Source organism: Streptomyces sp. NPDC059740 (genome assembly GCF_042733155.1).
In the GTDB taxonomy this organism is placed as follows: domain Bacteria; phylum Actinomycetota; class Actinomycetes; order Streptomycetales; family Streptomycetaceae; genus Streptomyces.
The window spans coordinates 14203-34797 of the sequence record NZ_JBHWGP010000015.1 but is presented as its reverse complement, the minus strand read 5'-3'; the positions used below and the strand labels follow the sequence as shown (position 1 = coordinate 34797).

Annotated in this window: 16 protein-coding genes and 1 pseudogene; 13 read left to right on the top strand and 4 right to left on the bottom strand. The window is 72.4% G+C overall.

Annotation, left to right across the window (positions count from 1 at the left end; translation table 11 throughout):
* The coding region (locus ACFV3R_RS19230; RefSeq protein WP_385583962.1) for a discoidin domain-containing protein at positions 1 to 1080 on the bottom strand (1080 nt) is incomplete at its 3' end.
* A 312-nt stretch (positions 1081 to 1392) separates the two neighbouring features.
* Between ACFV3R_RS19230 and ACFV3R_RS19225 the strand changes: the two genes are divergently transcribed.
* The 3 genes from ACFV3R_RS19225 to ACFV3R_RS19215 all read left to right on the top strand — a co-directional run bounded on the left by ACFV3R_RS19225 (position 1393) and on the right by ACFV3R_RS19215 (position 4131).
* Positions 1393 to 2016 carry a GNAT family N-acetyltransferase gene (locus tag ACFV3R_RS19225; protein ID WP_385583957.1) on the top strand — a complete coding sequence of 208 codons (624 nt, stop codon included), beginning with the start codon at positions 1393 to 1395 and terminating at the stop codon, positions 2014 to 2016.
* Positions 2017 to 2113: 97 nt separating this feature from the next.
* Entirely contained in the window at positions 2114 to 3466 is a 1353-nt protein-coding gene (locus tag ACFV3R_RS19220; protein ID WP_385583953.1) for a sensor histidine kinase, read from the top strand.
* Positions 3463 to 4131 carry a response regulator gene (locus ACFV3R_RS19215; protein WP_385583950.1) on the top strand — a complete coding sequence of 223 codons (669 nt, stop codon included), beginning with the start codon at positions 3463 to 3465 and terminating at the stop codon, positions 4129 to 4131. The genes ACFV3R_RS19220 and ACFV3R_RS19215 overlap by 4 nt, the downstream gene beginning before the upstream one ends.
* Positions 4132 to 4303: 172 nt before the next feature.
* Here ACFV3R_RS19215 and ACFV3R_RS19210 read toward each other — a convergent pair whose 3' ends face one another.
* Complete coding sequence (locus tag ACFV3R_RS19210; RefSeq protein WP_385583947.1) at positions 4304 to 5311, bottom strand: LacI family DNA-binding transcriptional regulator; 1008 nt, start codon at positions 5309 to 5311, stop codon at positions 4304 to 4306.
* A 165-nt stretch (positions 5312 to 5476) separates the two neighbouring features.
* Between ACFV3R_RS19210 and ACFV3R_RS19205 the strand changes: the two genes are divergently transcribed.
* The 5 genes from ACFV3R_RS19205 (at position 5477) to ACFV3R_RS19185 (ending at position 11575) form a co-directional block, all read left to right on the top strand.
* Positions 5477 to 6358: a phytanoyl-CoA dioxygenase family protein gene (locus tag ACFV3R_RS19205; RefSeq protein ID WP_385583944.1), complete on the top strand. Its 882-nt coding sequence runs from the start codon at positions 5477 to 5479 to the stop codon at positions 6356 to 6358.
* 58 nt (positions 6359 to 6416) lie between these two features.
* Positions 6417 to 7823, top strand: coding sequence for a sugar porter family MFS transporter (locus tag ACFV3R_RS19200; RefSeq protein ID WP_385583942.1), 1407 nt, complete (start codon positions 6417 to 6419; stop codon positions 7821 to 7823).
* A gap of 673 nt (positions 7824 to 8496) precedes the next feature.
* On the top strand, positions 8497 to 9279 hold the full coding sequence (locus ACFV3R_RS19195; protein ID WP_385583939.1) for a 2OG-Fe(II) oxygenase: 783 nt from the start codon (positions 8497 to 8499) through the stop codon (positions 9277 to 9279).
* Between the two features lie 4 nt (positions 9280 to 9283).
* A complete protein-coding gene (locus ACFV3R_RS19190) occupies positions 9284 to 9991 on the top strand; it encodes a tRNA-dependent cyclodipeptide synthase (RefSeq protein WP_385583935.1) in 708 nt (235 codons plus the stop codon).
* A gap of 30 nt (positions 9992 to 10021) precedes the next feature.
* Positions 10022 to 11575, top strand: coding sequence for an MFS transporter (locus ACFV3R_RS19185; RefSeq protein ID WP_385583932.1), 1554 nt, complete (start codon positions 10022 to 10024; stop codon positions 11573 to 11575).
* 232 nt (positions 11576 to 11807) lie between these two features.
* On the opposite strand, the gene ACFV3R_RS19180 is transcribed toward ACFV3R_RS19185, so the two are convergent.
* On the bottom strand, positions 11808 to 12449 hold the full coding sequence (locus ACFV3R_RS19180; protein WP_385583929.1) for a hypothetical protein: 642 nt from the start codon (positions 12447 to 12449) through the stop codon (positions 11808 to 11810).
* Between the two features lie 722 nt (positions 12450 to 13171).
* Between ACFV3R_RS19180 and ACFV3R_RS19175 the strand changes: the two genes are divergently transcribed.
* The 4 genes from ACFV3R_RS19175 (at position 13172) to ACFV3R_RS19160 (ending at position 18170) form a co-directional block, all read left to right on the top strand.
* A complete protein-coding gene (locus tag ACFV3R_RS19175) occupies positions 13172 to 14533 on the top strand; it encodes an SGNH/GDSL hydrolase family protein (RefSeq protein WP_385583926.1) in 1362 nt (453 codons plus the stop codon).
* A gap of 196 nt (positions 14534 to 14729) precedes the next feature.
* Positions 14730 to 15566 (top strand): metallophosphoesterase family protein, encoded by an 837-nt coding sequence (locus tag ACFV3R_RS19170; RefSeq protein WP_385583923.1) that lies wholly within the window; start codon positions 14730 to 14732, stop codon positions 15564 to 15566.
* A gap of 334 nt (positions 15567 to 15900) precedes the next feature.
* Positions 15901 to 16983: a LacI family DNA-binding transcriptional regulator gene (locus tag ACFV3R_RS19165; protein WP_385583919.1), complete on the top strand. Its 1083-nt coding sequence runs from the start codon at positions 15901 to 15903 to the stop codon at positions 16981 to 16983.
* 233 nt (positions 16984 to 17216) lie between these two features.
* Entirely contained in the window at positions 17217 to 18170 is a 954-nt protein-coding gene (locus tag ACFV3R_RS19160) for a hypothetical protein (protein ID WP_385583916.1), read from the top strand.
* Positions 18171 to 18327: 157 nt separating this feature from the next.
* Here the strand turns inward: ACFV3R_RS19160 and ACFV3R_RS19155 are convergent, their stop codons facing one another.
* On the bottom strand, positions 18328 to 18723 hold the full coding sequence (locus tag ACFV3R_RS19155; protein WP_385583913.1) for a hypothetical protein: 396 nt from the start codon (positions 18721 to 18723) through the stop codon (positions 18328 to 18330).
* A 161-nt stretch (positions 18724 to 18884) separates the two neighbouring features.
* Here ACFV3R_RS19155 and ACFV3R_RS19150 point away from each other — a divergent pair.
* A pseudogene (locus ACFV3R_RS19150) lies at positions 18885 to 20063 on the top strand (transposase).
* Positions 20064 to 20595 lie beyond the last annotated feature (532 nt).

Sequence of the window (20595 nt, the reverse complement as noted above, 5' to 3'; positions counted from 1 at the left end):
GCGCAGGGTGTTGTCGGCGTAGACGTCGTAGCCGGTGACGCCCTTGTTGTCGGTGGCGGCCTTCCAGGTGAGCTTGATCTGGCCGCTGCCCGGCTCGGTGTAGGTCAGGTCGGTGGGGGCGGTGGGTGCCTGGGTGTCCGCGGTGTCGGGCCCGTACACCTCCAACTCGGACAGTTGCCCGCCGTTCTGGACGCTGTTGGCGGTGAACGTCACCCGCACGTACCGGGTGGTCGCGGTGTCGGTGCTGAGGGTGACGGCGTTGCCGTTCGCAGAGTTCCAGTCGTACGAGGCGGAGGCCACCAGGTCGGTGAAGGCCGTCCCGTTGGTGCTGCCCTGAACCTTCAGCGTCTGCGAGCGCGGCTCCCACGACGAGGGGAGCCGGAGGGTGAACCTGTTGACCGCGACGGCCGTCCCGAGGTCGACCTGCAGCCACTGCGGGAAGGCGCCGTTCCTGCTCTCCCAGTAGGTGGCGGCGTTGCCGTCAGTGGCGTTCGGGGCGGGGTAGACGTCGGTGTAGCTGCTGGCGGTGGCGGTCCGGCCGGCAGCCAGGTTGGTGGTGGAGTCGGCGGCGGAGTATGCGTCCAGCTCCGCCAACTGGGCTTTTCGGGACCGGTCGTTGTGGCTGACCGTCACGCGGACGTAGCGGGCGTTCACCGAGGGCACGGGCACGGTGACGGTGTTGCCGGCGCCCGGTGTGAAGGCGTAGGTGGCCGACGGTTTCAGCGTGTTGAAGCTGGTCCCGTCGACGCTTCCCTGGAGGGCAAGGGTCTCCTTGCGGGCCTGCCAGGCGGCGGGGAGCCTCAGCACCACCCGGTCGATCCGGCGGGTGCGCCCCAGATCGCTCTGCACCCACGAGGACTTGCCACCGCGGCTGCGACTCTGCCAGTAGGTGTTCTGGTCACCGTCGTTGACCACCGAGGCCAGGTGCTCGCCGTCGGCACTGCTGGCCTTGGCGGTCCGGCCCGTGGTCAGGCTGGGGCCGCCCGAGGCGACGGCCGGCAGGGTGGGGCCCGCCATGCCCAGCAGGGCCCCCGCGAGCAGGGTCGCGAGCAGGCGTGGTCTGGAGCGCTTCCTTCTCATCCCGTTCCTCAGTCTCTCGTCCCGAGCAAGCCCTCACCCCTCTCGACCTCCGGAAGTTGCAGAGATCGAAAAGATGGAGAGCGGCAAACTGGCAGGAATTTGCGCTAGCTTGTGGGAGAATTGCAGAAGCCTCGGGAGTCGTCTACGCCTCCGGCGTCCTGAGTTTTCCGTGTACGGTGCAGCCGCCGCCCGTCCGCCCTTCGGGCTCCCTCCGTCGGAGGGGCTCGGGCCGCCAGTCGTCCGCGACCCGCCCAACTGCCGCACACAGCAATGCACTTGCGGGGGCGCTCCCGCTCGGCGAGTCTTCCGCGCATGACCTCAGGACCGTTCGTGCGCCCCTACGCCACCACTGACCGCGCCGACCTCGCCGACATCTGCGTGCGCACCGGGCACGAGGGCGGCGACTCCCGCTCCCTCCACCCCGACCTGGACCTGCTACCGGCGATCTTCGCCCTGCCGTACGTGGAGCGGGAACCGCAGCTCGCCTTCGTCGTGGAGGCGGACGGACGAGCCGTCGGTTACGTGATCGGGACGGCCGACACGCAGGCGTTCGTCCGGTGGTACCGCACGACGTGGCTGCCCACACTGGCCGAGCGGTGGCCCGCCCCCACGTCCGCCCCGGCCACGGCCGGCGAGGAGATGGTGCACCTGATGCACACGCCCGAGCGACTGCTGCTCCCCGAACTCGCCGCTCACCCGGCCCACCTCCACATCGACCTGCTGCCCGGCTTCCAGCGCAGGGGACTGGGGCGGGCCCTGATGCGGCGCTTCCTCGCGGCGCTGGCCGAACAGGGCGTGCCGGCGGTGCACCTGGGCATGGTCACGGCCAACACCGCGGCCCGCGCCTTCTACGACCGCACCGGCTTCCAGCCCCTCGCGGTACCGGACCCCGGCCCCCTGACCTATCTGGGCCGTCCGACGACGGGAGAAGTCTGACCGCCCGCCCGCGCGGGCGCAGTCATACCGCAGGGGGAGCCGGGCAGCCCACCTCCGCTCCGACGACAGGAGGGGCCGCGGTGTCTACCTTCGAGGGGTGAGACAGAGCGAACACCCCGCACCCTCCCGAGAACCGATGGGCCGCAGCCCCGAGTACCGCGTCGCCCGGGCGTGGGCCCACGCGCTGCGGGAGGACCTGCTGCGCGATGCCTGGCAGTTCCGGCCGCTGCTGCCGCTGAGCCGCTCCGCTGAGGGCGTACGGTGGCTGCCCGCACCCTTGCGGGAGGCTGCGCGGTGGGTCCCGCACGCGGCGGTGGCCTGCTGCGCCCTCCTGGTGCTGATGGTGAGCGGGACGGCCGCCGACGCCTCCCCCGACTCCGTGACCGTGCACGGCCCGGCCATGGCTCTCGCCGCCCTGCTTCCGGTCGCCGCGGTGGCCCTGACCGCACTGCGGCCGATCGCCGCGTTCTGGTTGTCGGTGGTGTCCGCCCCGCTGGTGGGACTGCTCCTGCACGACCGCTACGAGGGCGACTGGCCGTGGCCCGCCGGGGTGTTCGCCGCCCACTTCGTGGTCCTGACCGTGGTGACCTTCCGTACCCGGCCGCGCACCGGGGCCGGCATGTGGACCGTGACCGCCCTCTACAGCCTCGTCGTGGAGCTGGCCTTCCCCTCGCCCCTCGGCACGAATTCCCCGGCACTGCTGCTGCTGACCGCCACGACGCTGCTCGTCGCCACCGTCCGGCACGTCCGGCGCAGGGCGGCGCAGGAGCTCAGCCGCCAGGAGTCGGCCACCGAGCTGGAACGGTCCCGCCGCGCGCTGCTGGAGGAACGCTCCACCATCGTCCAGGAGTTGCATGACATCGTGGCCCACCACATGTCGGTGGTGGCCGTGCAGGCCGAGGCCGCCCCCTACCGGGTGGCGGAGGTGCCGGCCCCCCTTGAGCAGTCCCTCGTCGTCATCCGGGAGAACGCCGTCGCCGCCCTGGCGGAGCTGCGCCGGGTGCTGGGCGTGGTCAGGGCCTCCGACCACCACCTGCCCGAGGCGCCCCAACCGACCCTGGCCGACCTGGACGACCTGCTGGACAACGTCCGGAAGGCCGGCCTGACGGTCGACGCCGTCGTCACCGGGGCGCCGCGGGAGCTGCCGCCGGGCGTCGAACTGTCCGCCTACCGCATCGTGCAGGAGGCGTCGAGCAACGTGCTGCGCCACGCCCCGGACGCGAGCACGGTCGTGGAGGTCAGCCACGTGCTGGGCGGGCTGGGGCTGCGGGTGGTCAACACCTGCCCCAGCACCCCGGGGACCTCACCGCTGGGCACCGGCAACGGCCTGACCGGCATGCGCGAGCGGGTCGCCATGCTCGACGGCCGGATGACCGACGGGCCCACCGACGAGGGCGGGTACGAGGTGTCGGTCTTCCTGCCGGTGACACCCGAGGAGGACGCGGCGTGACCATCCGCGTCCTGGTGGTGGACGACCAGGCCATGGTCCGCGAGGGGTTCACCGTCCTGCTGGACGCCATGCCCGACATCGAGGTGGTCGGTGAGGCGGTCAACGGCCAGGAGGCCTGCGAGCGCAGCCGCCTGCTCGCCCCCGACGTGGTCCTGATGGACATCCGCATGCCGCGGAGCAACGGGCTGGAGGCGACCCGGCGGATCATGGCCGAGGGTAGCGGTGCCCGCGTCCTGGTACTGACCACCTTCGACCTCGACGAGTACGTCTACGAGGCGCTGCGCGCCGGCGCCTCGGGTTTCCTGCTGAAGGACGCCTCCGCCCGCGAACTGGCCGAGGCGGTCCGGGTGGTGGCCGCCGGTGAGGCCCTGCTGGCGCCCCGGGTGACGGGACGGCTGCTCGCCGTCTTCGCCCGCCTCGCCGCCGCCTCCCGCCCGGGCACACGGCCGGCCCCGTTCGGCGGGCTCACCCAGCGGGAGACGGAGGTGCTGTACCTCATCGCCCGCGGGTGTTCCAACGCGGAGATCGCCGCGTCCCTGGCGGTCTCCGCCTCGACGGTGAAGACCCACGTCGGCCGGGTCCTGGCCAAGCTCGGCCTGCGGGAACGCATCCAGGTGGTGATCTTTGCCTATGAACAGGGCCTGGTCGCCCCGGACGCCGGCTGAGCGGTGACCTTGACGGCCGGTCACGCCCCGCGTCGGGGCGGCGGCCCCGGGGCGCGCGCACCCCTCCCGAGCCCGCCGGTGCGGCCCCGGGTGGCCTGCGGTTCGCCGCCGGGCGGGCCCGCGTGCGCCGTGGCGGCCGGGGCAGAAGCGGCACGGTGGTCGCCCGCGGTGGTCAGCCGGTGCTCTCGCGCACGGCGAGCCGGTGGGGGACCACCACCTGCCGGGACGGGAGACCGTCGAGACGGCCGTAGATGCGGTCCGCCAGGAGCTGAAGGGAGCCGGCGGCGATCCGCTCCTTGTCGGGGGCGACGGTGGTCAGCCGGGGGGTGGCGTAGCGGCCGTCCTCGATGTCGTCGAAGCCGACGAGCAGCAGGTCCTCGGGGACGCGCAGGCCGCGGGTGCGAGCGGCCCGGAGCGCGCCCAGGGCCAGTTCGTCGGTGAAGCAGAAGGCCGCGTCGGGCGGTGCGTCCCCGTCCAGCAGGGCGGCCATGGCGCGGTACCCCTCCTCGCGGTGCAGCGAGGCGACGGGGACCTCGTGGGCCGGGCTGTGCGGTATGCCCGCGGCGTCCAGCGCCTCGTGGTAGCCCTGCAGGCGGAGGGCGGCTGTCCGGTTGCGCAGGTCCGGTTGGAGGCCGATCGCGGCGGGCCGGCGGGAGCCCCGGGCCACCAGGTGGGCGGTCGCCTCCCGGGCCGCGGCCACGTTGTCGATCGCCACGTGGTCCGCGGTGCCGTGGGGGTCGATCTCGCCCAGCACCACCACCGGGGCGCCGTGCGCGCACGCGCCGATGTCCGTTGGGGACAGCGCCCACGGGCTGATGATCAGCCCGTCCACGGCGTGGCCGTCCGTCCCGGAGAGCAGGCGCCGCTCACGCTCGGCCTGGCCGGCGGTCTGGTCGATCAGGACGGTCCAGTCGCGCTCCTGCGCCGCCTCGATCAGCAGTCCGGCGAGCTCCCCGAAGTAGGGCGAACCCACCTCGGGGATGGCCAGACCGATCAGGCCCGTCCGCCCCTGGCGCAGGTTGCGGGCGGCGAGGTTGGGGCGGTAGCCCGTCTCCCCGATGGCGGCCAGCACCTTCTCCCGGGTGCGCGCGGCGACGCCCGGAGCGTTGCTCACGACGTTCGAGACCGTGCGGACGGAGACGCCGGCCAGGGCTGCCACGTCCTTCAGTTTTGCTCCCACCCGTGCCTCCTCAAGCCGCCGGCGCGCCCCCCTCGGGCGAGGCGAGCATCTCATGCCCGGGTGGCTCGGAAAAAAGTTGCCCGGACGGTATTGCGTCGATGCATGCAACGTTGCAAAAGTACTCGCACACACCCGCATCCTCCCGTCGACGTGAGGAGACCCACGATGACGCACCCCGCCCCGACCGCGACCGCCCCCCGGCAGGCCGCCGCCGAGCCCCCCGCCGAGCCGACCGCCGTGGAGATCGGCGGCGCGGTACGCGACCTCTACACCGACGGCATCACGGCCCGCAAAGCCGCCTTCCGCCCCGAGTTCGCCGACCGCCTGCGCGAGGACATCGAGCGGGCCTTCGAGGAGGCGCGCCGCCGCCCCGACGGCGCGGTCGGCCGCGGCCCGAACCGGTACTACGTGGAGATCCACCCCGAACAGCTCCGCGACTTCGTCGAGTTGGTGGACCACCCCTGGGTGCGGGGGGTGTGCGAGGCCGTCCTCGGCCCGGACTACCGCATCGTCGAGCTCGGCTTCGACGTACCGCTGGAGGGCGCGGTCGACCAGCCCTGGCACCGCGACTTCCCCTCGCCGCCCGCCACCCGCGAGGAGCACCGGCTGACCTCGCTGGCCTTCAACGTCACGGCGGTGGACACCGAGCCGGACATGGGCCCCTTCGAGATCGCCCCGGGCACCCAGTGGGAGAGCGGTGCGGACTTCGACCACGAGATGTTCCCCGACCGGGCGGAGTACCCCCGCTACGCGGGACGGGCGGTGCGCAAGTACCCGCGCCGCGGCGACATCTCGGCCCGTTCGGCCCTCACCGTCCACCGGGGCACCACCAACCACTCGACCGCCTCCCGCCCCGTACTGGTCCTCGGCGTGGACGCGCCGGGCGCCGGCAACGACGCGCAGCACGACATGGCGGCCAGCCGCGCCTACTGGGAGGCCCTGCCGCAGCGGGTACGGGACCACCTGGCCTGCGCCGTCGTGGACGTCCTGGCCCCGGTCACCCAGCAGCACACCATCGAGGGCCTGGTCATGGGGGACGCCGGATGACCGCCCGGCCGCCCCGCACGGAGCGCGCCGAGCCCGGCGATCGCGAGGGGAGCCCCGCATGACGGCCCTGCACACCGGCAGCGGGACCCTGCGGACCGCTCCCGCACCACGCCCGCCCGCGCTGCTCTACGCCGTCGCCGCCGTCTCGGCACTCGGCGGCCTGCTCTTCGGCTACGACACCGGCATCATCTCCAGCGCCCTCCTCGACCTCGGACGGGACCTGGACCTGTCCACCGGGGCCCGCGAGGTGGTCGTCAGCGCCATCCTGGTGGGCGCCATGGCCGGCGCGCCGGTGTCGGGCGTGCTGAGCGCGCGGTGGGGACGGCGGCCGGTGGTCGTGGGCGTGGCGGGCGTCTTCGCGCTCGGCGCGCTCGCCTCCGCCCTCGCCCCCTCGGCCGGACTGCTCACCGTGGCACGCCTCGTCCTCGGCCTCGCCGTGGGCGCGGCCTCCAACACGGTCCCCGTCTACATCGCGGAGACCGCGCCGCCGGCGCTGCGGGGCCGGCTGATGGTGCTCTTCCAGCTGATGGTCGCCATCGGGCAGCTCGTCTCCTACCTGGTGGGGTACGCCCTGGCCGGTCCGGGCGGCTGGCGCTGGATGTTCGCCCTCGCCGCGGTCCCGGCCGTGGTCCTGGCCCTGGGGATGCTGCCGCTGCCGGAGAGCCCGCGCTGGCTCGTGGACCGCGGACACCCGGACCGTGCCCGCGAGGTGCTCAGCCGGCTGCGGCCGGCGGGTGCCGACGTGGCCGCGGAGATCGCCGACATCGCCGCCCTGCACCGGGCCGGAACCGGTGGGCCCCGCGGGCTGCGTGCCACCGCCCGGGTGCTGCGCTCGCGCTGGCTGCGCCCGGCGCTGCTCGTCGCGCTCGGCATCGCCGCGTTCTCACAGCTCACCGGCATGAACGCGATGGTGTACTACGCGCCGAGCATGCTGACCGACGCCGGTTTCGGCGGTTCGGTGGCGCTGCTGACGGGGGTCGGCATCGGCGTGATGCTCGTCCTCGCCGGTGTCACCGGAGCCCTGTGGGTGGACCGCATCGGACGCCGCCGGCTGCTGCTGTGGCTCATGCCGGCCTCGGGCATCGCCATGGCGGTACTCGCCGTGGCCTTCCTGGCCCCGGAGCCGGCGGTGCAGCGATGGGCCGTGGTCCTGGCCCTCTTCGCCTACGTCTTCCTCAACGGCGCCGGCATCCAGAGCGTGGTGTGGCTGCTGGCCCCCGAGGTCCTGCCGCTGTCCGTCCGCGGGCCCGCCACCAGCCTGGCGACCGCGACCGTCTGGGGCTTCGACCTGCTCATCGCGGTGACGGCGCTCACCGCGGTCCAGGCCTTCGGGCTGCCGGCGACACTGCTGATCTACGCCCTGATGAACCTGCTCTGCTGGGTCTTCGTCCGGCGGCGGGTACCGGAGACCCGTGGCCGCACGCTGGAGGAGATCGAGCGCAGCCTGCGAGGGGACGAGGCCTGAGCGGCCCCGTCCGCCCACCGGGGCCCCACGGGCACTGCCCGGACCCGTCCCCACCCTGAGCCCTCCTGACCCGGGGGTCCGTCCTGCGACGGACGCCCGGGGCGGGAGGGCTCCTTCGTGCCCTCTCCTCCGTGGGAGGCCGGTCGCCGCTCCACGCGCGGGTGATGCGTTTTCAGCCATCCCGCGCACCCTGTAGAACCGGCCGGTCGACCGATCAGGCAGGGCCGAACCTCATGTTTTCGGCCGCGCGAGGGGCTGCCCTCGCGAGCCGCCCGCCTCCGCCCCGCACGTCCGGGGCCCGTCGCGCCCCGCCGGCCCTCCGCCGTAGCGGGCGGAAAAGCCCGTTTTCCGTCGCCCGCCCGACGGTGGCAACACGGAAGAAAGCATTCCTCTTCATTTCGTCCACGCTGCCGTCACACAGGAGAAACACGCGCCCTCATCCGGCGCCCGACCGCACGCGTTTCATGAACTGTTGACGTACTTGCCATATTGCCTCAACGCAAATTCCCGGCTGATATTCGGTCCCTCGGGCAAGGCGGCGGCGTGCCTGGCGGTGGCGCATCGGTCATTCCCTTTGTCAACACCATGTGACACCGGTTGACATGCCTGTTCTCGAATCTGCGTAAATGGCCTCGCACGTTCGTCCCGTCCCCTCCGGAAGAACGGAAAAAGCATGTCGGGAATCAGGCACACGACCGCGGAAGAACTCCAGCACGCCGACATCCTGTCCGTCGTCGACGGCACCTCACTGGCCGTGCACATACCCGGGTTCGTCCCTGCGGCGGCACTGACGGCCGCACGCGAGAAACTCCTCGACCATCCCGATCGCGCAGGGCTCAGTCAGGCGGAGGAGTTCCAGCGCATCGGCTTCGCCTTCTCCGAGATCAGCGACGACGCGTCCCGCGACCGGTACCACGCGGAAGCGCGTGAGAACATCCGCCGCCTCCGCGGCGTGTTCGCGCCCTACCCCTCACCCAGCGACGTCCTGCGGCTGCTCCTGGAGGAGACCTGGCAGGCGGGCGCGAACCTCCTCCACCTGGACGGCCGGAAGGCCTTCGTCGGCATCTGCCGCTACCAGGACAAGGACGTCGACCTCAACCCGCACACCGACGCCCTCGAACGCAACCTGCCGCCCGACTCCGCCCACCAGCTCAAGGCCCAGCTCTCCGCCAACATCTACCTCAACCTGCCGGAGAGTGGCGGCGAGCTGGAGCTGTGGGGCGTCGAACCCACCGACGCCGAGTACGAGGAGCTCAAGAGCGACCGCACCTGGGGGATCGACCGGGACAGGGCCGGCCCGCCCCAGGAGGTCTTCAAGCCCGCACCGGGAGACCTGGTCCTGCTCAACCCCCGGCAGATCCACGCGGTGCGCCCCTCCGGCGACGCGCCACGCATCACCCTTGGACACTTCCTCGGCTACCACGGGGACGACCAGCCGCTCGTCCTGTGGAGCTGACGTCATGAGCCGACCGACACCCGAGGGCCGGACGAAGGCGAACTTCGGCCAGGCCGCGAAGAACCTCGACCTCGCGGGCACCCGCGCCGTCCTCCTGGTCAGCGTCGGCCAGCGCTACCACGAGGGCGACAAACTGCAGGCCACCGTCGACCTGGTCAACCGGAGCCGGTTCGGGCACGTCACCGTGGCGGTCGCCGACACCCTCCAGCGGACCAACTACCCGCAGCTCGCCCCCGAGGAGGCCCACCGCCACGCCCTGCGCGAGGGCGAACGGTGGCTGGAGCGGAACGACAAGATCCTGGGCCGGCTGGCCGTGCCCTCCGACGTGCTCCGCTGGGACGACGCGCTCCAGGACCCCGCCTACCCGGCCCTGCGCGCCCGGGTGGAGAGGGCGTACCGGGAGGACCCGGGCTACCAGGAGGCCGTACACGCCACCATCGGCCGGTTCGTCGACCGCAGGGTGGCCCGCGACCCCGACACCGACGTGGCGCGGGCGTTCGACGACTGCCTCGCCTACCTGATCGAGGAATGCCCGATCATCATGCCCCTGTGGGCCTCCCAGGGATATGACCACATCATCTACCCGCAACCGATGACCGCAGCGATGTCCAGAACCCAGCGCCTCTTCGTCTCGACGGAATACCCGGGCAAGGGCGGCTGGCTGTCGCTGAGGTTCAAGAAACGCGCAACGGCGTCCCGACCGGCCGCCTGAACCATCCATCCCGCGTAGAGGACGCATCACGTGACTCCATCACCCGACCGCACATGGTGGGCGTTCACCGGTGTGGGACTGATCAGCTTCCTGGGCTGCATCGACCTCACCATCGTCAACACCGCGGCGCCGAGAATCCAGGCGGAACTCGGCGCCTCCATGGCCGAACTCCAACTCGTGGTCAACATGTTCATCGTCGCGCTGTCGATGTTCATGGTGACCATGGGCCGGCTGGCCGACTCCTTCGGCCGCCGCCGCGTCCTCTACGCGGGAACCGTGCTCTTCGGGCTCGCCTCCCTCGGGGCGGGCGCCTCCTCCGACACCCTCTGGCTCATCGTCTTCCGCTTCCTGCAGGGCGCGGCCGGTGCGGTGCTCTACACCTCCACCGGCGCCATCGTGCAGCACGCCTTCCCGCCCGACCGGCGCGGTCGGGCCATGGGCGCCCTGTACGGGGTCAACGGTTTCGGACTGGCCGTCGGCCCGCTGCTCGGCGGCCTCCTGGTCTCCGCCGCCGGCTGGCGCTGGGTCTTCCTGATCAACGTGCCGCTGGTCGTGCTCGCCCTGGCGCTGTGCTCCTTCAGTGTCCGGGAGTCCCGGGACGAGACCGCCGCCGGCCGCCTGGACTGGCCCGGCCTGCTCCTCTCCAGCCTCGGCATCCCCGCCGTGGTGCTCGCCTTCACTCTCGGCGGCGTCCGGGGATGGACGAGCCCCGCCACCCTGGGGCTGCTGGCCTTCGCCGTCCTGGCCCTGGCAGCCTTCGCCCTCTGGGAGCGGCGCAGCCCCCAACCGCTCCTGGACCTCGGCCTGTTCCGCAACCGCTCCTTCCTCGGCGCCATCACCTCCGACTTCGCGCTGGCCTGCTTCTACACCACGGTCCTCTTCCTCGTCCCGCTCTACCTCAGCGCCGTACGGGGGCTGAGCGGGTACGCCGTCGGCGCGCTGCTGCTGCCCTGCACCGCGGTGATGGCGGCGCTGTCCCCCTTCATCGGGCGGCTCATCGACCGGTTCGGCCCCCGACCGCTGCTGGCCGTCGGCTTCACGGCCCTCACCGTCTCGGCGCTCCTGCAGACCGCACTGAGGCCCGACACCTCCCTGGTCCACCTCTCGGTGGCCCTGGCGGCCATGGGCGTCGGCTGGGCCTGCGTGCTGAGCCCGGCGACCGTCTCGGCCCTGTCGGCCGTGCCCGAGCGCCAGGCGGGACTGGCCGTCGGCTCCTCCTGGACCTTCCACAACCTGGGCGGCGCGCTCGGACTCGCCGCCTCGGTGGTGCTCTTCCGCGCAGCCGCCACCGACGACCTCACCACCGAGCTGGCCGCCCGGCACCAGCCCGGCGGCGGGTGGCTTGAGGATGCCGTCGCCGAACCGGAACACGCCGGCGCACTCCTGCGCGACCACACCACGCTGCCGCCGCAGGACCTCACCGACCTGTTCGGGCACGCCTTCACCCAGGGCACGCAGGCCGCGATGTGGCTCCTCACCGGCGTCGCCCTGGCCGCCCTGGGCGTCGTCGGCCTGCTGGCCCGCTCGGCCGCCCGCACCCCGGAGTCCGCGGTGGCGAAGATCCCGGCGGAACAGGGCGTGTGACCACGACCGACCGGGCACACCCACGCCCCTCCTCCCGCCTGTCCGGCCGGGGGAGGGGCCGGTGTGCGGACCGCACCGCAGCCGGCGGGAACCGTGCACGCCACGCGGAGGAGCACGCGAGCACAGGGGCTGACCACCGCGGCAGCGCCACCGCTCCCCGCGACGCCGACGGTGCCGTCCGACCGCCGCCCTGCACGCCGGAGCGCGTGGGTGCAAGGCGCCTGCCATGCCGTCAGCGGCGCGCCCGGCGTCCTGACACCCCCGGCCCACCCGGGGGAGCCCCGTGCCGCCCGTCGTCGCGGGGGAACCGGACAGCCATGTTCTCCAGGCGGTCCTGGATGATCTCGCTCATCTCGCCCCGTTCCCGGCCGGCTTCGACACTCAGCGCGTGGAACTCCTGCGCCTCAGCCTCTTCACGCGCCACGGAACGGCCCGCCAGTCCCAGCCTCCTGATGCGCTGCCCCATCTCGGTCAGCACCTCCACCAGCCGGCTGTGCGGAGCGGGGCCACCGGACGGGCCGGGCAGGCCGTAGGAGGAGACCGGGATGTACCACCCGTCGCGCATGACCTCGTCCAGGGCCCGCAGGGCACGGGACTTCGCCTCGGCCTCCGCCGCCTTGAACTCGTCCAGGTCGAGAGGTGCCCCCAGCACCATCAGCGCGAAGGCGTCGTCCAGTACGCGCTGCCAGGTACGCAAGGTCGAACGGATGTCGACCAGCCGCCCGACCTCCGCCTCCAGACTCGTCCGCCGCTGTGCCTCCGCCGTCTGCCGGGCGGCTTCACGCTGCTGGTGGAGCGGGCCCCAGTACGCGACCCCGGCGGTCAGCAGCGCTCCACCCAGGGCACCGACCAGCCCGTACACGGCATCCGACATGTGCACCAATCTGGCACAGCCGGCGGTGGTCGCGCACCGGCGTAGGCAGATCGCTGCCGCGGGACCGGCCGGGAGACGGGCGGAGCCACGACGGTGCACGGTCAGGGTGAGCGGGTGCCTCTGCGGGGTGGAGGGATGCCGGTACGGGCGGACGGTCTGGAACTCCGCCTGCGCCACCAGCCTCCGGGGCGCGGCCAGGCCGGGTGGCGGCGCTCGCGTCCGGCTGCCGGTGCCCTGCGTCGGCACCGCGGAGGCGGTCCTTCGAGGAGCAGCTGCCCCGGCTGCGCGCACTGCACCGCCGTCACCCGCCCGGGGCCCCGACGAGAGGGTTGACGCAGCGCCGGCACGTGCCCACCACCGGGTGCGCCCAGGTCGGTTGAAGGACGGGTGCACCGAAAAGTTTCGGTCGCTGTACGGCTCCGGGTCACCCGGGCGAGACGGTGACAGCCGCGAACCCCACGTGCATGCACGGCTCTTGACCGGGCGCGAGCGGGCCTCCTACAGTCCCGTCACTGCTCGAAACCGTGAGAAGTGCTCGCGGTGAGGACAGCGGACCGACGACGGCATCTCGAATTATTCGTCGGCTTCGGCGACTCTTTCGGAGCCCGCCAGGTGGTGCGGGTCCCGCTGCATCCCGACCGCGGTGGCAGGTGACGGCCCCCTGCCTCCGCCCTGCCCCGCCCCGACCGAAGGAGAGGCCGCCCGTGCGCAGGAGACCGCCCGTGCGAAGAGACCGAGGACGGCGAGGCGCGCGGATCGCCGCCGCGCTCGGTGTGCTGGTGGCCGCCGTGGTGCTCGTCCCCGGCGCGCAGGGGGCCGAGCGCGCCGCGGCCACCGCAGCGGAACCGGCCCGGACCCAGGCACCACCCGGCACGCACTGGGTGGGCACCTGGACGGCCATGCCCCAGCTGACCGAACCGGCCAACCTGCCGCCGGCCCCCTTCACCGGGGACGGCACGGTCTTCGCCGACACCACCCTCCGCCAGACCGTGCACCTCTCGATCGGCGGTCGTCACGTGCGGTTGCGGTTCTCCAACGCGTTCGGCGGCGCGCCGCTGCCGCTGACCCACGTCTCCGTGGCCCTCCCGGCGGGCGGCAGGGCCGGGACCGGCGCCATCCGGCCCGGGACCTCCGTGCCCGTGACCTTCCACGGCGCGGCGGCCACGACGGTGCCGACCGGCGCACAGGTGGTCTCCGACCCCCTGGACCTCTCGCCGGCACCGGGCTCCGAACTGACCGTGACCACCTACCTGGCCACCGGCCAGAAGTCGACGGCCGTCACCTCGCACCCCGGCTCCCGCACCGCCTCCTACCTGCTGCACGGCGACCACGTCGACGCCGAGGACCTGCCGGGCGCGGCCTCCGTCGAACACTGGTACCTGCTCAGCGGCGTCGAGGTGTGGTCGCCGGCAGCCACCCGGGCCACCGCCGTGCTGGGCGACTCCCTCACCGACGGCCGGGGGTCCACGAGCAACCACAACGACCGCTGGACCGACCAGCTCGCAGCCCGCCTGCGGGCCGACCGCCCGACCGCGGACGTCGCCGTGCTCAACCAGGCCGCCGGCGGCAACCGCGTCCTCAACGACGGACTGGGCCCGAACGGACTGTCCCGGGTGGACCGCGACGTGCTGGCCCAGAGCGGCGTCACCTCGCTGACCGTCTTCGAGGGCGTCAACGACATCGGGACGGCGGCCGCCACCCCGACCGCCCAGCACGAGACGGTGGAGCAACTCCTCGCCGCCTACGACCAGATCATCACCCGTGCCCACGCCCAGGGAATCCGCGTCTACGGCGCCACCCTCACCCCGTTCGGCGGCAACGGCGACTACGACGACCCGGCGGGCCTGCGCGAGACCTCCCGCCGGGAGGTCAACGCGTGGATACGCACCAGCGGACGCTTCGACGCGGTCGTCGACCTCGACCGGGCCGCCCGCGACCCCGAGGCCACCAGCCGTCTGCGGCCCGACCTCGACACGGGCGACCACCTGCACCTGAACCCGGCCGGCTACCGCGTGCTCGCCGACGCCTTCCCGCGGCACCTGTTCCTCGCCCGGCCCCTCCCACCCGGCTTCGGATACCGCTGAGGCGAGGTGCGCCGCTCCCACGGCGACGTCGCCGGGGGCGGCGACGCGAGCGAGGGGGACCCCGTCGGGGGCGGCCCCCGGGGTCCCGCCGGAGTGGCCCGCGGGACTGCCGTGGCTGCGGAGAACGGCCGGGGCGGTCGGGGCAGTTCCCTCGCTCCGCCGGTGCGACGGTTCCGCTTCTCCTACACTCGACTGCGTGACGGGGGTTGAGAGAACACTGCGAGCAGTCAGCGACCTGCACGTCTCCTACGCCGAGAACCGCGAGCTGGTGGAACGCATCCGGCCCGGCCACCCGGAGGACTGGCTCATCGTGGCCGGGGACGTGGGGGAGTTCCTCGCCGACATCGAGTGGACACTGGGCCGGCTGCGGGAACGCTTCGCGCAGGTCGTGTGGGTACCGGGCAACCACGAGCTGTGGACCGTCCGCGACGAGACCGACCCCGCACGGGGCGTCGAGCGGTACCAGAAGCTGGTCGCGCTCTGCCGGAAGCTCGACGTCCGCACCCCCGAGGACCCCTGGCCGGTGTGGACCGGCCCCGGCGGCCCGGTCCGCATAGCGCCGCTCTTCCTGCTCTACGACTACTCCTTCCTCACTCCGGGCACCACCACGGTCGAGGAGTCGCTGGCCCGCGCCCACGAGGCAGGCATCGTCTGCACCGACGAGTACTTCCTGCACCCCGACCCCTACCCGAGCCGGCAGGCGTGGTGCGCCGCCCGCATCGCCGAGTCGGAGCGGCGGCTCACCGAGGTCGCCGGGGACCTGCCGCTGGTCCTCGTCAACCACTGGCCGCTGGTGCGCCGGCCCACCGAGGTCATGACGCACCAGGAGTTCGTCCAGTGGTGTGGCACCGTGCGCACCGCCGACTGGCACGTCCGTTTTGGTGCCGCAGCCGTCGTCTACGGCCACCTGCACATCCCGCGGAGCACGGTCTACGACGGCGTCCCGTTCGAGGAGGTCTCGATCGGCTACCCACGCGAGTGGCGCCGCTTCGGGCTCCGCGAGGAACTCGCACGACCGGTACTGCCCCGCTGAGGGCTGTCCCGTGATCCCGGCGGGCTCCCGACGCCCGGCGCGGCGCCTCGCCGCGTTGTCGAACGGCCCGTATGCACCCGGTGCGGGGGACTCCCCGCCGTGCGATGCACCGCACCGGACGCCGCTCGCCGATCCACCAGGGACTACGGGTCGGACCTCAGCCCGGCCGGGGCCTGACCTGATCTCCCGGTGACCGCCCCGCTCGGGCGGCCCGGCCCGGACGAGGGCCCGGCCGGTGCCCGGGCCCGCGGTGTAGTTCAATGACCGTGGCCCGAGCAGGGCGCAAGCGAACCGGGTCCGGGTCTGCCGGGCAGGACAGTGGAGGTGCACCGGCGTGGCGGCCACAGGCACGGGAGGCGGCCCGCGGAACCGACCGACCCTGGAACAGGTCGCCGCGCGCGCCGGCGTGGGACGCGGCACCGTCTCCCGCGTCGTCAACGGCGCCCCCGGGGTGAGCGACCGTACCCGCGCGGAGGTCGAGGCCGCAGTGGCCGAGCTGGGCTACGTCCCCAACCGCACCGCCCGGGCCCTGGCGGCGGGCAACTCCGACGCCGTCGCCCTGGTCGTGCCCGAGTCGCAGACCAGGCTGTTCGCCGAGCCCTACTTCGCGGGCGTCCTGCGCGGGGTGAGCACGGTACTGGCCGGCACCGAGCTGCAACTCCTGCTCACGCTCATCCACACCCCCGCCGAACGCGACCGTTTCGCCCAGTACGCGGTGGGTGGGCGGGTGGACGGTGTCCTGCTGGTGTCGGTGCACGCCGAGGACCCGCTGCCCGACATGCTGCGGGAGAGCGGTGTGCCCACCGTGCTGGGCGGCCGCCGCTCGCACGCCGAGACCGTGCCCTTCGTCGACTCCGACAACACGGGCGGCGCCCGTGCCGCGGTGGCGCACCTCCTGGAGCATGGGTGCAGGCGGGTCGGCACCATCACCGGGCCGCTCGACATGTACGCGGCGCGGTGCCGGCTGGACGGCTACCGCGACGCACACTCGGACGGAGGGCGGGAGGCGGACGAACACCTCGTGGTGCACGGCGACTTCAGCGAGGAGAGCGGCTACCGGGCCATGCGCACCCTCCTGGAGCGTGAACCGCTGCTGGACGGCGTCTTCTGCGCCTCCGACGTCATGGCCTCCGGGGCCCGGCTGGCCCTGCGCGAGAGCGGCCGGAGCGTCCCGGAACGGGTGGCACTGGTCGGCTTCGACGACTCGCTCGTCGCGCGCCACCTGGACCCGCCCCTGACGACGGTCCGCCAGCCCATCGAGGAGACCGGCCGGGCCATGGCCACGGCCCTGCTCCGGCTCATGGCCTCGTCCCGGGGCGAGGCGGACCCCGCCGGCCTGTTCGACGGCGTATCCGGAGCCGGTGAAGGCCCGGGGCTGGTACTGCCGACGGAGCTGGTCCGGCGCGGCACCTCCTGAGGGGCCCTGGGGGGACGGTGTCGCACCGGTAAGTGCGTGTTTCTGAATTCCGTTCTGAGCAGCCTTGAGCCCTACGCTGGCTGGGACCTGCGGTCCCCCTTCTCCTGCCCCGGGAACGGGCGCTGGGCTGTCAGTCCGGCATCGTCGTTGCCTCTCCCGCAGGTGGATACGCGGGGATACGCTCTGTTCCAGCTTGGCAATGCAGTTCACGCGGCGCGGGGGACCGGAGGGGCGTGATCGTCGTGGCGGAGAGCGGATCCAGCGAGCGCGTTCGCATCTGGCTCAAGGAGTCCCGGCTTCACCTGCGCACGCCTTTGAACTGCGTCCCCACCCCGGAACCGCTGCCCGATCACATCACGGTCTTCCGTAGTCGGGACCCCTGGCAGGGGGTACCGCTCTCCTGCACCAGGGCGCAGCGCGACCGATGGGACGCCGGGGCGCGCACGTACTGCGACGCGGTGTCCCGTGCGGTCATCAGGCTGAACCGCGTACATGGTGAGGATATCTTGGTCAACCTGTACATCGGGCTTACTTCGCCGGCCGGGTGGATCCAGGGAGAGCCGCTTTCCTGGCGAGCTCGACGGCTCTTGCGGGCGGTGCGTTCGAAGAGAGCGCAACACGCCTTTCGGGCTGCCCTGGAGCAGGCCGCGGAGGCCTACCGCCCGGTGCGCGCGGAGTTGGAGCCGCTGTATGCCGCTGCTCTGGCGGAGCAGCGGGCGGCTGAGGAGGCCCGCCGGCGTGCGGAGGAGGCCCGTCGGCGTGCGGAGGAGCGGTTGCGCGAAGCCGTGCGGCCGGTCGCGGATCGGCGGTGCTGGGCCTGCATTCACTATTCCGGCCATTCCATCGTCGCCATCCGCCACGTCGCGGACTCGCTCCAGCCCTCGGGCGAGCCACTGACCGCGTATGAGCTGGAGGACGCTCTGCTGGCGATCCATCGCGCCCGCTGGCTCCGGTTCGAATGGGACCCAGGGAGTCAGGCTGAAACCGTCAGAGAGTGCCAGGAGTTGGGTATCAGCATCTCGTTCGGCGGGTGGTGGGACGTGGTGACCCAATCCTCCTGGAAATCCGGTCCCCATGGGCCGGTGCCAGCGGACTGGCAGTCTCCTGGCACTGGCAGCAGCAGAAGCTTCGGCGGTACCGGCGGGGGTGGGACCGGTGGGTTTATCGGCGGGTTCGGCACCCATTGATTACGCCGCCCGTGCCCCGACATTCGTGCGGCTGCGAACGGGAAGGCACCTGGCGCGTGGTCTGGGCACCGCCCACCGAACTCGATGCCATCCCGATCGCAGCGATGTCTCACCCGGCCGCCCCAGTGACTGCGGCCAGCCTCGCTAGGCTTGTTCTTCATCTTCGGCGGTCTGCGGCTGGGTCGGGCGGGCCCATGAAGGCGTCAAGCTCTTCGATGATCTTGCGGAGCTCGCGGGCCCCGCGTTGCGACATTGCTTGGATCACGCCGTCGAGTAGGGCACGGCCTTCGAGAGGGTTGCCGCAGCAGTACCAGTGCACGTTGCCGAACTCGTCGTCGTGCCAGAGCTCGCGCTCGGGGCGATGGACGTAGTCCTTCCACAGGCGCAACGCCGTGCTGATATCGCCTTGCTGGAGGTAGTTCCGCGTGCGTTCGAGGTGAACGACCTCGGAGAGCGCTCGCGGAGAGAGGCTGTCGATGACCGGCCTTGAGCGTGGTGACTGGTGCCGGTCCGGGATGCCGGCCCGGATGCGTCCTGGCCGTCTACGCGGCATGGACCTTTCGGTTGGTCGTCATGCCGCACATGGTGCCACGAGGTCGAACGGTGTCTCGAACGGGTTCGCTCGCATGGGGATGCGCCGGACGTGGGGGCGGCCTTCATCTGATCATGTGCTCCGACCAAGGAGTACACGTGACCGCGACGAAGGCCGTGAGGGTGAGTCTGCTGCATCACGATGTCCGGCGGGATGCGTTCGCGGAAGCGTCGCGCTTGCGGGGAGAGTTCTACGAGTGCCTGACCGTCCGGCGGGATGAACTGTTCGAACTGACCGACGCGCTGCTGTGCGTCGAAAAACCGGTGGCCTCGCCCGTGGACCTGACGCTGGTGCCCGAGCACCGTCGTGGGTACGGAGCTTTGTGTGGAGCCCTCAACCGGGGCCGGATCGACGTCGACCGGTTGCGGACGGTGCCGGCCAAGCTGCCGCTGCCCCGGTTCGGGAGCGGGCGCCTGGTGCTGGCGGTCGATGTGTCGCCGTGGCTGAGGTCGGACGCGCCGTGCTCGGTCGGGCGGGCCCGCTCCGACCGGGTGATGCGTCTGCCGAAACCACCCAGGATGCAGGGCGTCAACGGCCGACCGCCCAGGCACGGGCCGGAGTTCCGCTTCGCCAAGCCAGAGACCTGGCCCGAGCCGGCGATCACCACGGCCACCGACACGGTGAACTACGGAAAGGGCCGAGGCCCAGGCGTGGGACCGGGTCCACCCGAGGCTGACTCACCGCTCGGCCTGGCTGGAGCACGACGGCGAACTCCCCGTTGTCGAAGGCACCCTGGGCCGCTGGAAAGTCGAGTACCTCTCGAAGGAACGAGAGGCCCCGCCGGTCTGGTTGTGGTCCTCCAGGACCGCTGCCGCCCCGTCGGACGTGGACTTGTGGTGGCAAGTGTTCCTCAGGAGATTCGATCTGGAGCATTCGTTCCGTTTCGGGAAACAGACACTCGGGTGGACGCCCCGAAAGTCCGAACTCCCGAGGCAGCGGACCGTTGGGCCTGGCTCCTGGTAGTCGCCCACACCCAGCTCCGCCTCGCCCGGCCACTTGCCGCTGATCTCCGTCGGCCTTGGGAGAAACCGGCCGAGCCCGAACACCTCACCCCGGCCCGGGTCCGCCGCGGGTTCCGGAACATCCGCGCACCTGCTCTGCCCGGCCGTGTTCCTCAACCGACTGGAACCGGGCCCGGACGACCCCTCGGTTCGAGCAACCGGCGGCCTGCCACCCGCTATGACGACCGTGAAACGCCCCGAGGCCCTCAAGGGCATCGGCAAACCCCGCAGATCTGGGTAGATGAGGAACAAGCTAAGCCCGCTGCGAGTCACCGCACTTGGGCCATCTCGCCGAGCTGACTCCCGGGCCCCGGAGGTGCTCGTGCGCCTCGTCGCCGGGGCGCCTCGGAGGTGTCGTGTCCGGTGCGCCCTCCGGGCTCCGGGGCGACGGAGGGGCCGGCCGGACGCGCGGGAGGAGCCGTGCAGCCGCTCTCGGGTGCGTGCGTCCGCCGCCCGGTCAACCGAAGGGGCCGGCCGCGGCGCCGGGAACCGACGGGCCCCACACCTGCCGCGCCGTGTGCGGGTGATGCCGGCGGCTGCCAAGTCCACGTGGTGACATCGGTGTTCGGGATGTTCAGGGGCTGGGCCGCAGGTGCGGCTCCCGGGCGGGGGAGCGGCTTCAAGTGTCGCACGGTGGGACACGGAGTCGTGACACCGTGGACACGTTAGGGCAACGAGATCGCCTTCAAGCCTTGACACTTCCGCATCGGGGCGCGAGCCTTTCGCACATGCCTTGGGAGCGCTCCCAACCTCTGGTCCGGGAGCAGGTCCCCTCGTTGCACCCGGCGCCACCCCCTCTCTCCTCACGAAACCCGACTTCCCTGCTGCGGAG